Genomic DNA, 12,896 nt, shown 5'->3' on the forward strand with positions numbered 1-12,896 from the left:
ATCCGGTGATTAGCATAGCGTGACACGCAGGGTGACGCTATCGCGCGAGCGTAATAGAACATGTCAGTTTTGCGAGATATTTTCCATAAACGGGAAATACTTTGGTCAAATTCTGAAATGTTGCCATTGTCAGTTTCCGTTACGGAAAGCACGGTAACTCACTGGCAAAGTGTCAGTGAATTATGCCATTATATAGGTGAATATCTTCGGCGTTATAGATTGATTTACTAATTGATTGGCCCTGACCAGGAAGAGGAAGAGGGGATGAATGAAAACCGCCTGGTACCCGATGCGCGCAGTCAGAAAGCATCCTTTGACTACATGGAATATTTGTCCGCATCCTGCAAAAAGAAATGGAGTTTTGTTGACGCCATTTATGGCGTGATGCCGTTCTTTGGCATGGTTCTGAAATCCCGTTCGAAAAAAGACAACTCTAAGCAGGAAGCCTTGCGCGCACTGGCCTTACAGGTGGTTTCCACGCAGGTCAGCGACGAGACCAATATTGTCCGCCTGATTGAGCTGGCCGAGCAGCAAAATATGTACTGCATTGATATCAACCTGCCGTACTCGCTGACCGAAGAACAGCTGACCGCTATTAAAGTGGAATGCAAACATCTGGTGCAATTAAGCCAGAATAATGATCATCTGTTAGTGCAGATTATGCAGATGCCTTCTCAGCATTGATGTCTGTGTGATGCATTCAAAATAAAGGCCGCTTTCGCGGCCTTTCTCATTTTTGCTATTTCTGCTTATTTTTTCAGTTCTTCACGTAAGTCTTTCACGTCTGAGGCCGACACCGGCGCGGCGGCATTTCCCCAGCTGTTACGGATATACGTCAGCACGTTCGCCACATCGGCATCGCTCAGGTTAGCGTCAAAGGACGGCATCGACGGTGCGGTAGGTTTGCTGTCGGTGGCGACCGGACGGCTGCCCGCCAGCACCACGCGGATAAGCGAGGTGGCGTTGGTCTGGTTGATCAGCGGCGACTCGGCCAGACGCGGGAACAGACCTTCCTGACCTTTACCGGCTGGCGTGTGGCACGCCGAACAACGGTCAGCATAGATATTCTTCCCGGCAATCATCGCTTTATCGTCGGCTTTCACCGCCGCCGGGGCGGTGTTGCCGCTGTCATGACCGCTGTCTTTCAGGTAGACCGCCACGGCTTTAAGGTCAGCATCCGTCCAGTGTTGCGACGAATTGGTGACTTCTTCCGCCATCGGACCGGAAGCGATATCGAAACGGTTAGATCCGGTTTTCAGATATTGCATCAGATCTTCCTGCGTCCAGTTGCCGACACCGGTGTGCTTGTTGCTGGTGATATCCGGCGCGACCCAGCCTTCCACCACTGCGCCTTGCAGGAACTCGCTGTCCTTGTCGCCGCCGATGATATTTTTCGGCGTATGACAGGTGCCGCAGTGCCCCAGACCTTCAACGATATACGCGCCACGGTTCCATTCCGCTGATTTATCCATCTGCGGTTTGAATTCGCCTTTGTTGAAGTTCAGCCAGTTCCAGCCCATCAGGCTGGTACGCACGTTGAACGGGAACGGCAACTGGTTGGTTTCCACTTCGTGATGCACCGGTTGCAGGGTTTGCAGATACGCCCAGATCGCGGCGTTATCTTCACGGGTCACTTTGGTGTAGGCGGTGAACGGCATCGCGCCGTAAAGACGTTTGCCGCCGTGGCCGATGCCTTCCGACATTGCGCGCTGGAAGTCGTCGAAGCTCCATTTACCGATACCGGTTTCCGCATCCGGCGTGATGTTCGCGCCGACCAGACGGCCAAACGGCGTTTCGATCGGGACGCCACCGGCGAAAGGTTTGGCATCCGGCGTGGAGGCCGTATGGCAGGCGGCGCAGTCGCCGACGGTGGCCAGATAACGGCCACGTTCAACCTGCTCGAAAGAGCCGTCGCCCGCCGCGTGCGCCAGTCCGCTGACGGTCAGTGCCACCAGCCCGAGTGAGAATGACGTTAACTTTTTCATGCGATCATCTCTCCCGGTTTTTTCAGGTAATAATTACGGATCGCATGGGCGGCTTTGAACGCCAGTGCGCCGACGGTGCCGGTCGGGTTGTAACCGGGGTTTTGCGGGAAGGCAGACGCGCCGACCACGAACAGATTAGGCACATCCCAGACCTGCAGATGCTTGTTGACGGAACTGGTGGACGGATCCGCGCCCATCACAAATCCGCCGACCACGTGGGAAGACTGATACGGCGTACCGTTCCAGTGACCTTTCATCGGGCTGGCGACCAGCTGACGCGGGTTCATCGCCTTGGCGATTTCCGCCACTTTGCCGGTGCAATAGGCGGCCATTTTCAGGTCGTTTTCCGGGAAGTCGAATGTCACGCGCAGCAGCGGGCGACCCAGACGGTCTTTGTAGTTCGGATCGAGCGACAGATAGTTGGTTTTGGTGGTGTAGCTGCTGGCCTCACAACCGATCGACATCGAGCTGAGGTAGTTGGCGACCGTGGCTTTTTTCCACTCGCTGCCCCATTTCGGTGTGCCCGGCGGAACAGGGCGGTAACCGATCGGTGCGCCGCCGATTGGCGTGACGCGGATACTGCCGCCGCCAAAGAAGCCCAGACCGCTGTGGTCAAAGTTATCGTTGTTGAAGTCGTCGATGCCCATACCGACCGCACCTGCGCCGATAAACGGGTTAAAGTTTTTGTCATCGAAGAACAGCTGCACGCCGTTGGCCGTCTGATAGGCGTAGTTACGGCCCGTGGTGCCGCTCAAGGTCACCGGATCGTAGGGTTTGCCGATACCGGACAGCAGCATCAGACGCACGTTCTCAAAGGTAAATGCGCTGACGATCACCAGATCTGCCGGTTGTTCCCACTCGTCGCCGGAAGAATCGATATAGATCACGCCGGTGGCGCGTTTGCCGGTGGAGTCGGTCAGCACCTGCATCACTTCACAGTTGGTGCGGGCCTCGAAATTCTCCTTGCGGATCAGCGCCGGTAACACCGTGGTGATGGCGCTGGCTTTCGAATAGTTGGCGCAGCCGTAGTTGGTGCAGAAACCGCAGTAGGTACACGGCCCCATTTTCACGCCGAGCGGGTTGGTGTAAGGCTCGGAAATCAGCGAGGAGGGCACCGGGAAGGCTTTGTAACCCATGTTGCGGGCGGCTTCCGCAAACAGCGTCGGACCGTAAGGCTGATCCATCGGGCGGGTCGGATACTCAATCGAGCGCATCCCTTCATACGGGTTACCGCCTTCATGATGCTCGCCTTTGACGTTACTGGCTTTGCCGGATACCCCGGCCAGACGCTCGAAAGACGCATAATGCGGTTCCATTTCGTCCCAGTCGGTGCCCCAGTCCTGCAACACCAGTTCTTCAGGAATGGCGTTCGCGCCGTAACGTTCGGTCAGATGGCTTTTCAGGCGAAATTCATCCGGCTGGAAACGGAAGGTGATCCCCGCCCAGTGGTTGCCCGCGCCGCCGGTACCGTTGCCCGGATGGAAAGAGCCCCATTCGCGCATCGGCAATGCGGTTTGCGCCGGGTTGTTACGGATAGTGATGGTGTTCTGGCGGGTGCGTAACATCAGTTCCTGACGGGTGTTGTAACGCAGTTCGTCGGTGACGGTGGACACGTTGAAATCGCGTGCCGTATCGCGCCACGGGCCGCGTTCAATCGCCACCACGTTCAGCCCTTCGTCGCACAGTTCATTGGCGATGATGGATCCGGCCCAGCCGAGCCCGATCACCACCACGTCGGTTTTAGGTAATTTCTTTGCCATAGTGTTGTTCTGCCCTTAGCTTTTCATTTTCCATGCGTCGCCGCCGGAAATACTCAGCGGTTCGAGATCGAGTTTCTGATTGTGTTTGCCGACATATTCGCGGTAGTCGTAACGCGCGCCGGGGAAGCCGAGCATTTTCCACGACACCATATTGCGGTTACCGCCATAAATCGGGTCTGCAAAGAAACCTTCCATCGTGTTTTTCAGCGCAATGGCGAAGAACAGTTTGGAATCGATCCCATCCAGGGCAATTTTTCCACTCTCCAGCCCTGACAGGATGTGGTCCTGCTGGTCGCCGGGCAGATCTTTGAACAACTTCTGATGCTGTGACTGGGTGTATTTATCCAGTGCGGCCAGCCCGAGACGGTAACGCTGCTGCGGCACCAGCGGCGACTGGTCGCCTTGCTCGGGTGTGCCTTCCTGGAAAGGGCCTTGCATATAAAGGCGGGAGTAGGTGCCGTAAAATCCGGCCAGCTGACGGTCGATAAATACCGCGCATCCGGCGTCTTTACCGCCGACGCTCAGGTTATCGGCGGGCACCAGACGATCAACAATCGCTTCCATGGCTGCGGCTTCGGCATCGGTGAAGAACGCCCAGCCGTCGGTTTCAATTTGCGGCGGGGGACTGGCGTCAAAGGGGCTCCACACGGGCGTGCCTTTGAGCGTCACCGCGTTGGCGGCTTTGGCGGCGCCCAGCACTGCGGAGGCTGCCGTGAACGAGAGAATTTGTCTGCGGGTCACGCCGGGCAAGGTTTTTTTGCTCATTTATGTTCCCTGTTTTTTTAAGCACTTTAAGGTCCGGACGCACTCTGCAAAACGCAGTCGGGTGGCGTCGGGATAATCGTTAACCTGCTAAGAATAAATGAAAACAGTCTGTAAAGATAAATGGTTCGTTTGTTAAAAATGTTATGAAATGTGTGTGAATAGTTTTTTGTTTTGTAATTTTAGATGGTTTTTTGTGATCTGTTGACAAATTACCCACTGTATTCATCAGGGTAATGATTCTGCATATTTTCACTTCAGGAAATGATGTGTTTGACCGTTTGTGGCGTGAAGGTTGAATTATGGTGTTCGTCAGGTAAGATCAAACCTTATGGGTAAAATGTGTAAGGTATGATTGACGTCACAGATTTATTTCCGAATTTCATGAAGCGTCGTGCAGGCACCGTCTGCCTCTCCCTGTTTGTCGCAGCGGGAACGGCCTTTTATGCTGCAGGCGCCTGTGCGCTGACGGCAGAACCCACCGAATACGGCGTACCGGGTTATCACCTTTCCGGATTCCTGCCCGCCAGTGATCAACACTCCACCTTTAATAACGGCATTGCGCCGCAGCCTGAGACGTTACCGAGCCTGGGCAGTCAGTACATCAAATCGGATAACGGTCCGTCGGCCACCGAAACCCGGCTTGCCACCACCCTGAAAGAGCTGGGAACCACCACGGCGGACAGCGACGATCCGTTGCGCGTGCAGGCAGAAACACTGGCGCTGAATCAGGCGGCGAAACTGGTCGAAAAGGAAAGCACCAGTTTGCTTTCGCCGCTCGGCACGCTCAGTACCTCGCTGGATGTCACCGGCCACAATCTTGACGGCAGCGCCGGTCATCTTTTCAGCCCGTTATACAATGCTGACAATAATCTGGTTTACAGCCAGATTGGGCTGGAGAACGCCACGGATGCGACGGTCGGTAATTTCGGTCTCGGTCAGCGGTTTAATACCGGCAAATGGATGCTCGGTTATAACGCCTTTCTCGATAATGATTTCGACCACCAACTGACACGCGGCAGTCTGGGCGCTGAAGCCTGGACCGATTACCTGCGTTTCTCCACCAATTACTATCATCCGTTTTCGTCTTACAAAGCGGACAGCAGCACGTCGGCACAACTGCGCCGTCAGGCGCGCGGTTACGACATCACCACCAAAGGGTATTTGCCGTTCTATCGCCAGTTGGGCGCCTCGCTGAGTTATGAGCAGTATTTCGGTAATCAGGTGGATTTGTTCGGTAACGGCACGCGGCAGAGCAATCCGTCGGCGGTGTCTTTTGGTCTTAATTACACGCCGGTGCCGCTGGTGACAGTGATGGCGGAACATCAGGCCGGGCAGGACGGAGATAATCAGGATCTGGTGAAACTGACGCTGAACTACCGGCTGGGCGTGCCGCTCAGTCAGCAATTGTCATCGCAAAATGTGGCCGTCGCACGTTCGTTACGCGGCAGCCGGTTTGATATGGTCGATCGCAATAATATGCCGGTGATGGAATTCAAGCAGCGCAAAACTTTATCGGTGTTTCTGGCGACGCCGCCGTGGTCATTACAGCCGGGCGAAACCGTGCCGCTGAAACTGCAACTGCGGGCGCTGAATCCGGTGGTGGCGCTGAGCTGGCAGGGCGATACGCAGGCGCTGAGCCTGACGCCTCCGGCCAATAACCGGGATCCCGAGGGCTGGAGTGTGATTGTGCCGCAATGGGATGATTCCGCAGGCGCGACCAACAGCTATCGCCTGTCGGTGACGGTTGAAGACAGTAAATCGCAGAAAGTAACCTCGAACTGGATCACCCTGACCGTGTCGCCACCGCTGACCGCGCAGCCGCAATACAACAGCAATGACAGCGGGCTGAATTTCTGACAAAAAAACGCCTTCCCCTGAACAATAGGGAAGGCGTTATCATGACATTAACGGGCCGGATGATTCACTTCTACCGGACGCAAATCAAACAGTAATACTTCTGCCTGATCGCCGTCGGTGAACGTCAGTTTATCTTCCTGACGGATCCGCGCGCCGTCGCCGGTTCTGAATTCGATGCCGTTCACCCTGATGTTACCGCGTGCCACGTGAACGTAAGCGTAGCGGTCCGGGTCGAGGTCAAACGTGGCCTGCTCTGCACCGTCAAATAAACCGGCATAAATCTTCATGTCCTGACGCACTGTCAGCGAACCGTTGTCACCTTGTGGTGAAACAATCAGGCGGAACTGACCGCGTTTTTCCGCTTCTGACACAGACACCTGCTGGTAGCCCGGTTCGGTGCCATTTTCAGACGGCACAATCCAGATTTGCAGGAAATGCACCTGTTCGTCGCCGGAGTGGTTGAACTCACTGTGTGTCACGCCGGAACCTGCGCTCATCAGCTGCACATCGCCGGGGACAATCACCGAGCCGGTGCCCATGGAGTCTTTGTGCGCCAGTGCGCCTTCCAGCACATAGGAGATAATTTCCATGTTGCTGTGAGGATGCGCGCCAAAGCCGCGACCTGCTGCAACCTGATCATCGTTGATGACCAGCAGGTCTGAGAAACCGACCTGTTTTGGATCCCAGTAGCTGGCAAAAGAAAACGTGTGACGGGAATGCAACCAGCCGTGGTCACCTAAGCCGCGTTGTTCAGAGAGACGTTGTTCGATCATGGTGTACTCCTCAGTGTGTTTGGGAGGAAGTGCGTTTGCGCTTCCGATGAACAGAGAATACACGTAAACTAATTTGCTCAACAATACGGTTGAATGACTATCACTGTCACATTTTGGTTGTCACTGGTGCGGCGATAAAAAGGAACGGATAAGATGCAGATAGAAGACCTTCGGATCTTTGTGGCGGTGGTGAAAGCCGGAAACTTCACGGCGGCGGCAGAACAGCTGTTGTTGTCCAAACAATATGTCAGCCGCCGGATGGCATCCCTGGAGGCGGGATTAAACGCGCGCCTGCTCAACCGCAATACGCGAAAGCTGTCGGTGACCGAATCCGGTCAGGTTTTTGCTCAGCACGCTCAGCGTATTCTCGATGATATTGAAGAGGCGGAGCGGGCGGTGTCGCCCGGCAAACAGGCATTGCAGGGGTCGTACCGCATCAGCATTCCGATGTCGTTTGGGATCAGTCATCTTTCACCGCTGATTGCGGAGTTTTTAGGCCAGCATCCGGGCATTCAGTTTCAGGTGGAACTGGTGGATCGTTATGTCGATCTGGTGGGCGAAGGCTTTGATATCGCGCTGCGTATCGGCAACCTGGCGGATTCCTCGCTGGTTGCGCGCAGGCTGGGCACCATGAAACGGGTGATTTGTTGCAGCCCCGATTACCTCAGCCGGAGGGGGACGCCTCGAACGCCGGAAGATTTACTCAGCCATCAGTGCCTGCGTTATGGCCGCGAAGGGCAGACCGGCTGGGAGCTGGAGCACAACGGCAAACGCAGGCTGTTCGAAGTGCGCGGGCCGATACTCAGCAATAACGGCGAAGTGCTGCGCGATGCCGCCGTTGCCGGACTCGGGCTGGTGCTGCTGCCGGAGTTTATTGTCGGCCCGGCGTTGCAGTATGGCGCGCTGGTGCGGGTGCTGGATGCGTTTCACCCCGGTGCGCTGGATCTGCACGCCATTTATCCGCAGCACCGCCAGCGCAGTGAGGTCACCCGGGTGTTTCTCGACTTTTTGCAGGAACGTCTCAAGGCGCAACTGCTGGTGTCAGCCGCCGAAAAATGACGGCGGTCACCGGGTTATCAGGCTCACACTTTTTTGCTGATCACACATTAATCCAGCATTTCGTAGGATTTGCATCGTTTTTTCCTATAAAAACTGCCGTACTTTTATGTTACGCGAACGTTAACTGAAAGGGCGGAAAATGAAACATACATCTGAACAGTACCTCGACGCACTGGGGGCAACACAGCCACTGACCGCCGCACAGGCGGATGAGCTGGAGACCCATGGTTACATTGTTATTCATGATGTTATCGGCAAAGACTGGCTGGAAGATATGCGTGCGACTTTTGACGCGCTGGTGGAAAAAGAGGGCGATAATCTGGCCGTCGAGCACCATCAGGAAGCCACCGCGACCCGCATCGCTAACATGATTAACAAAGGCACCGTGTGGGAAAAGGTCTGGTCGCACCCGCGGATCCTCTCCGTCTGCCATCACATCTTCGGCGGCGCGTTTAAAGTTTCCAGCCTGAACGGGCGCGAGGCGCTGCACCGTGGCGGCCATCAGCCGCTGCACGCCGACTGGAAAAAGCCCCGTCCGGATTTCCCGAAAGTGCATCTGGTTAACGCCATTGTGGCGATAGATGATTTAAGTGCCGCCAACGGCGCGCCGCGCATTATTCCCGGCACCCATCACCGCCCGGAATTGCCGGAAGACGTGCTGGCTGACGTCGGGTTACCGCATCCCGATGAAGTGGTGTTTGAAGCGCCTGCGGGCAGCGTGATGATCTACAACGCCCACGCCTGGCACGGCGGCACCAATAACCGTATCGGCACGCGGCGCCGGGTGTTGCACAGTTTATATATTGATCGCGACGACGCGCAGCAGCAGGATCAGCGCAAATGGCTGAAGCCGGAAACGGCAGACCGCCTGACGCCCGCGCAGAAATGGTTGCTGGATGTTCTCTGAGTCAGCTCTCAACATGGAAAGCCTGGTCTGCGGATCAGGCTTTTTTTTGTTACGCTGAAAAGAAATAACGGAGAGACCGCTATGCTGCCAGACGTGATAGAAACACTCTTCCGGTCGGTTTCCGGCAGTGAGGCGGCGTTCGCCATCCGGTTTCCTGATAATTCCCGGCCCGCGCCGGAACTGGCCAGCGTGGTCAGTTTTCCGCGCATAGAGTTTGTCGTTGAAGGCGAGGTGCATGACCGCAGCATCGTCCTGCATAACGGACGGCTGCGGCAGGGCGATGCACTGTATATTCCCGGCGGAAAATGGAACCTGACGCTGTGGGACAAACCCGCCATTTTACTCAGCATTCTGTTCAGCAAAGAAAAGCTCGGTTTCAGCCTGCAATTCTGGGACGGCGGCAAGTTTACGGATACCGATAAACAAAGTGTGCCGCGACTCGGCCCGCGCGTCGGGTCTTTTCTGTTGCAGGCCATGAATGAAATCGTCTCCAGTCCCGGCGATCAGCAAACCGCCCGTTGCATCGTGGCCGGGCTGTTAAGTCACTGTCAGGAGCAGTTAGCCAACCGGGCGCAAATCCTCACCCGCAGCGGCGCGCTGTTTGAAGTGGTGAAAAAATATATCGAAGAGAACGCCTCACTGCCGCTGACCCGCGAAAATGTCGCGAAGCGTTTTCACATCACGCCCAATTATCTGTCCCACCTGTTCCGTAAATCCGGCGATATCGGTTTCAGCGAATATTTAAATCATGTCCGGCTGGAAAGGGCGAAACTGCTGCTCAAAGGCTACGAATTGAAAATCAAAGAAGTGGCGACCAGCAGCGGGTTTGTTGACAGCAACTATTTCTGTCGCGTGTTTCGCAAAAGCACCGCCCGTTCTCCTTCCGAATACCGCAGCCAGTGGCTGAGCCAGCTTCCCGACCGAAAATCCTGACCGGGCGTTGTGCAGGATCAGGCAAGGAATCAGGAGGTCTGTGGCTTGTGGCGGCGGCTTAAAAATCTATAGTAAATAGGTCATTAACGACTCAGGAGTTTACTGATGAAAACTGTTGGATTTGCGGCTTACGATCCTAAAAAACCGCTGGCCCCGTATGCGTTCGAACGCCGCGGCCTGCGTGATAACGATGTTGCAATGGAAATTCTGTATTGCGGCGTTTGCCACTCCGATTTACATACGGCAAGAAATGACTGGGGCTGGAGCTATTATCCGATTGTTCCCGGCCATGAAATTGTCGGCCGTGTGACGCAGACGGGTAAAGATGTCACCCGTTACAAAATCGGTGACCATGTTGCCGTCGGTTGCATGGTGGACAGTTGTCAGGAATGCGATCAGTGTAAAAAAGGTGAAGAACAACTGTGTCGTGAAGGGAACACCGGGACCTACGCCGGTTATGACCGTCACACCAAACAGCCTACGCAGGGCGGTTACTCCAAACATTTAGTGGTGCGCGAAGAGTTTTGTCTGCGTATGCCTGAAGGTTTAGATCTCTCCAAAGCCGCGCCATTGCTGTGTGCAGGTATCACCACCTGGTCACCGCTGAAAACCTGGAACGTCCAGCCGGGCAGCCGTGTGGGCGTGATTGGCCTCGGCGGTCTGGGCCATATGGCGGTGAAACTGGCGACAGGTCTGGGCGCGGATGTCACCGTGCTGAGCCGCTCCAATGCCAAAGAAGCCGATGCCCTGGCGCTCGGTGCAAACCGTCTGCTGGTCAGCGCAGACAGCGACGCGATGGCGCAGGCGCATGATCATTTCGATCTGATCATCGATACCGTGCCGGTCAAACATGACATCACGCCGTACCTGCCGTTGCTGGATGTGGATGGCACGCTGGTGATTGTCGGACAGGTCGGCGGAATGGAAGAATTTAACACCGTGCCGTTGCTGTTAGGCCGTCGCCGTGTGGCCGGTTCGCCAATCGGCGGGATCCGCGAGACGCAGGAAATGCTCGATTTCTGTGCCGAGAAAAACATTCTGCCGGATTGCGAAATGATCCGTATGGATGAAATTAACCACGCGTTTGAGCGTATGGAAAAGGCGGATGTCCGTTATCGTTTTGTGATCGATATGGCGTCGCTTGACGCGCCTGCGACCGCATAACGTTTGCCGTATCGCTAAATCAAAAGCGCGGAAATAGAAATGGCCAGATGATGATCTGGCCATTTTTTTAGGGTTTCACCGAACGCAATACCGTCCTTCTTCTGAGCGGTACCGTGATGAAAATCAGACAGGCCACCACCAGACCGATACCGGTCCAGCCCATCGGCGGCAATCTTTCACCGACAATCACCACCGCCAGCACCGCCGCGACGGCAGGTTCCAGCAGGGTAATGGTGGTCGCCATACTGGCCGGAATACGCGCGAGGGCATAGCCGAAGCAGACGTAACCGACAAACATCGGAACCAGCGCCATGTACACACCGACGGCGGCATTGTTCCACGACGCCAGCAGCGGCGCACCGGTCACCAGCAGCACCGGCATCAGCAGCAAACCGCCAAGCCCGAAGGTCGCACCCATCGCCGCACGGGAAGGAATGCCGCGCTGCATCAGATGACGCGCCGCCCAGGAATAAAGCGCGTAAGTCAGTCCGGCAATCAGCCCGAGCACCACACCGGCAATCACGCCGTTGCCCTGACCGGCAGCCGCATGGCCGCCACTTTCCCCGATACACAGCAACAGCATCCCCGTTACGCCAATGGCGGCACCGGTCATCCAGCGGCGGGTAAGACGTTGGCCGTCGAGGTAATATTCAATCAGCGCCGACAGCAGCGGGGCGGAACCGATAGAAATCACCGTGCCGACCGTGACACCGGCGAGATGCATTGAGGCGTAAAACGCCAGCGGATAGATGCCCACGGCCAGCGCACCGGTCAGCAACATACGCCCGTTCTGACGAAAAATGGCCCGGCTGGCGGCAATCCCCCGCAGGGAAATCAGCGCCTGTAACAGGCCGCCCAGTCCCATCGCCACCGCACCGATGGCCAGCGGGCTGACATCGGGCGCAAAGGTGGCCGCCGTACCGGTGGTCCCCCACAATACCGAGGCAAAGACCACGGCGAGCACGCCGGTCATGCGTTCTTTTGGCGTGACGCTCATGCGCTCTCCATCATCATCGCGGCCATATCCATCGCCTGACGGACACAGTGACCGTTGCCTTCCAGACCGGCCCGCGAAATCGCCCCTTCGAGCAGGAAAGAAAAATGCCGCGCCATCAGCCGCGCTTTAGCCTCATCCTGCGGATACAGCGCCAGCAGATGGCCGGTCACGATCGCTTCCACGTGCTCTTTATGCCCGCGCACCGCCAGTCTGCCCGGCGCGCCGGCAGGCAGTTCCGCCGCGGCATTCAGCAACCCGCAGCCGCGAAAACCGCGCTCATAGGCAAATTCGGCGTGGTCGTCATAGGCCTGAAACACGGCGAGAACTTTTTCCTTCGGCGTGGACGCCTTTTCAACCCGCCGGGCATACAACGCCAGCCATTCGTCATGGCGGATTTCAATGTAAGTCGCCACCAGTTCGGCCTTGGATTCGAAATTGTTGTAGAGGCTTTTTTTGGCCACACCGGCGCGTTTAATAATGGCATCGATACCCGTGGCGGCGATGCCATCGTTATAGAACAGTACCCTGGCGGCACCCAGCAGGCGGTCGCGGGCGCTTTCGGTGGAAGATCCTGAAGTGGACATGTTATTTCCCGTCGCAGATAAGTTGCCAGTAGGTATACCAGTCTACCTACTGCTTGTAAATCCTGAACCATTAAGAAAAAGTGACGGGTTACCCGTGCCTTTCGTGTGGGAA

At 56.1% G+C, this 12,896-nt stretch carries 12 protein-coding genes; 6 read left to right on the forward strand and 6 right to left on the reverse strand.

What is annotated here, in order from left to right:
- Nucleotides 1-264 precede the first annotated feature (264 nt).
- Complete coding sequence (locus tag EYY67_RS02410) at nt 265-684, forward strand: hypothetical protein (RefSeq protein WP_095921929.1); 420 nt, start codon at nt 265-267, stop codon at nt 682-684.
- Between the two features lie 65 nt (nt 685-749).
- On the opposite strand, the gene EYY67_RS02415 is transcribed toward EYY67_RS02410, so the two are convergent.
- From EYY67_RS02415 to EYY67_RS02425, 3 genes are read right to left on the reverse strand one after another with little or no spacing between them, the layout of a single operon-like run.
- The gene (locus EYY67_RS02415; protein ID WP_131692735.1) at nt 750-1,985 is read right to left on the reverse strand and encodes a cytochrome c; all 1,236 of its coding nucleotides are present in this window, start codon (nt 1,983-1,985) and stop codon (nt 750-752) included.
- Nucleotides 1,982-3,745 carry a GMC family oxidoreductase gene (locus EYY67_RS02420; RefSeq protein WP_095921931.1) on the reverse strand — a complete coding sequence of 588 codons (1,764 nt, stop codon included), beginning with the start codon at nt 3,743-3,745 and terminating at the stop codon, nt 1,982-1,984. Before EYY67_RS02420 ends, EYY67_RS02415 begins: the two co-directional genes overlap by 4 nt.
- A gap of 15 nt (nt 3,746-3,760) precedes the next feature.
- A complete protein-coding gene (locus EYY67_RS02425) occupies nt 3,761-4,510 on the reverse strand; it encodes a gluconate 2-dehydrogenase subunit 3 family protein (protein WP_095921932.1) in 750 nt (249 codons plus the stop codon).
- Between the two features lie 348 nt (nt 4,511-4,858).
- Here EYY67_RS02425 and EYY67_RS02430 point away from each other — a divergent pair, with 348 nt between their 5' ends.
- Entirely contained in the window at nt 4,859-6,367 is a 1,509-nt protein-coding gene (locus tag EYY67_RS02430; RefSeq protein WP_131692736.1) for a YchO/YchP family invasin, read from the forward strand.
- A 47-nt stretch (nt 6,368-6,414) separates the two neighbouring features.
- On the opposite strand, the gene EYY67_RS02435 is transcribed toward EYY67_RS02430, so the two are convergent.
- Nucleotides 6,415-7,140, reverse strand: coding sequence for a pirin family protein (locus tag EYY67_RS02435; protein ID WP_119827104.1), 726 nt, complete (start codon nt 7,138-7,140; stop codon nt 6,415-6,417).
- Nucleotides 7,141-7,293: 153 nt separating this feature from the next.
- On the opposite strand from EYY67_RS02435, the gene EYY67_RS02440 reads away from it, so the two are divergent.
- From EYY67_RS02440 to EYY67_RS02455, 4 genes are all read left to right on the forward strand, one after another.
- A complete protein-coding gene (locus EYY67_RS02440) occupies nt 7,294-8,199 on the forward strand; it encodes a LysR family transcriptional regulator (RefSeq protein WP_131692737.1) in 906 nt (301 codons plus the stop codon).
- 139 nt (nt 8,200-8,338) lie between these two features.
- Nucleotides 8,339-9,106 carry a phytanoyl-CoA dioxygenase family protein gene (locus EYY67_RS02445; RefSeq protein WP_131692738.1) on the forward strand — a complete coding sequence of 256 codons (768 nt, stop codon included), beginning with the start codon at nt 8,339-8,341 and terminating at the stop codon, nt 9,104-9,106.
- 81 nt (nt 9,107-9,187) lie between these two features.
- Nucleotides 9,188-10,039 carry a helix-turn-helix domain-containing protein gene (locus EYY67_RS02450; protein ID WP_131692739.1) on the forward strand — a complete coding sequence of 284 codons (852 nt, stop codon included), beginning with the start codon at nt 9,188-9,190 and terminating at the stop codon, nt 10,037-10,039.
- Nucleotides 10,040-10,144: 105 nt separating this feature from the next.
- Entirely contained in the window at nt 10,145-11,203 is a 1,059-nt protein-coding gene (locus tag EYY67_RS02455; RefSeq protein WP_095921938.1) for an NAD(P)-dependent alcohol dehydrogenase, read from the forward strand.
- Between the two features lie 67 nt (nt 11,204-11,270).
- Here EYY67_RS02455 and EYY67_RS02460 read toward each other — a convergent pair whose 3' ends face one another.
- Nucleotides 11,271-12,200: a DMT family transporter gene (locus tag EYY67_RS02460; protein ID WP_131692740.1), complete on the reverse strand. Its 930-nt coding sequence runs from the start codon at nt 12,198-12,200 to the stop codon at nt 11,271-11,273.
- A complete protein-coding gene (locus tag EYY67_RS02465) occupies nt 12,197-12,784 on the reverse strand; it encodes a TetR/AcrR family transcriptional regulator (protein ID WP_095921940.1) in 588 nt (195 codons plus the stop codon). Before EYY67_RS02465 ends, EYY67_RS02460 begins: the two co-directional genes overlap by 4 nt.
- Nucleotides 12,785-12,896 lie beyond the last annotated feature (112 nt).

Origin of the sequence: Rahnella victoriana (assembly GCF_004330295.1) — a bacterium.
In the GTDB taxonomy this organism is placed as follows: Bacteria; Pseudomonadota; Gammaproteobacteria; order Enterobacterales; family Enterobacteriaceae; genus Rahnella; species Rahnella victoriana.

What these genes read in the sequence shown, in the direction of transcription:
- EYY67_RS02450 (WP_131692739.1), top strand. Translation starts at nt 9,188, where the DNA reads ATGCTGCCAGACGTGATAGAAACACTCTTCCGGTCGGTTTCCGGCAGT.
- EYY67_RS02425 (WP_095921932.1), bottom strand. Translation starts at nt 4,510, where the DNA reads ATGAGCAAAAAAACCTTGCCCGGCGTGACCCGCAGACAAATTCTCTCG.
- EYY67_RS02440 (WP_131692737.1), top strand. Translation starts at nt 7,294, where the DNA reads ATGCAGATAGAAGACCTTCGGATCTTTGTGGCGGTGGTGAAAGCCGGA.
- EYY67_RS02415 (WP_131692735.1), bottom strand. Translation starts at nt 1,985, where the DNA reads ATGAAAAAGTTAACGTCATTCTCACTCGGGCTGGTGGCACTGACCGTC.
- EYY67_RS02410 (WP_095921929.1), top strand. Translation starts at nt 265, where the DNA reads ATGAATGAAAACCGCCTGGTACCCGATGCGCGCAGTCAGAAAGCATCC.
- EYY67_RS02420 (WP_095921931.1), bottom strand. Translation starts at nt 3,745, where the DNA reads ATGGCAAAGAAATTACCTAAAACCGACGTGGTGGTGATCGGGCTCGGC.
- EYY67_RS02465 (WP_095921940.1), bottom strand. Translation starts at nt 12,784, where the DNA reads ATGTCCACTTCAGGATCTTCCACCGAAAGCGCCCGCGACCGCCTGCTG.
- EYY67_RS02460 (WP_131692740.1), bottom strand. Translation starts at nt 12,200, where the DNA reads ATGAGCGTCACGCCAAAAGAACGCATGACCGGCGTGCTCGCCGTGGTC.
- EYY67_RS02430 (WP_131692736.1), top strand. Translation starts at nt 4,859, where the DNA reads ATGATTGACGTCACAGATTTATTTCCGAATTTCATGAAGCGTCGTGCA.
- EYY67_RS02445 (WP_131692738.1), top strand. Translation starts at nt 8,339, where the DNA reads ATGAAACATACATCTGAACAGTACCTCGACGCACTGGGGGCAACACAG.
- EYY67_RS02435 (WP_119827104.1), bottom strand. Translation starts at nt 7,140, where the DNA reads ATGATCGAACAACGTCTCTCTGAACAACGCGGCTTAGGTGACCACGGC.
- EYY67_RS02455 (WP_095921938.1), top strand. Translation starts at nt 10,145, where the DNA reads ATGAAAACTGTTGGATTTGCGGCTTACGATCCTAAAAAACCGCTGGCC.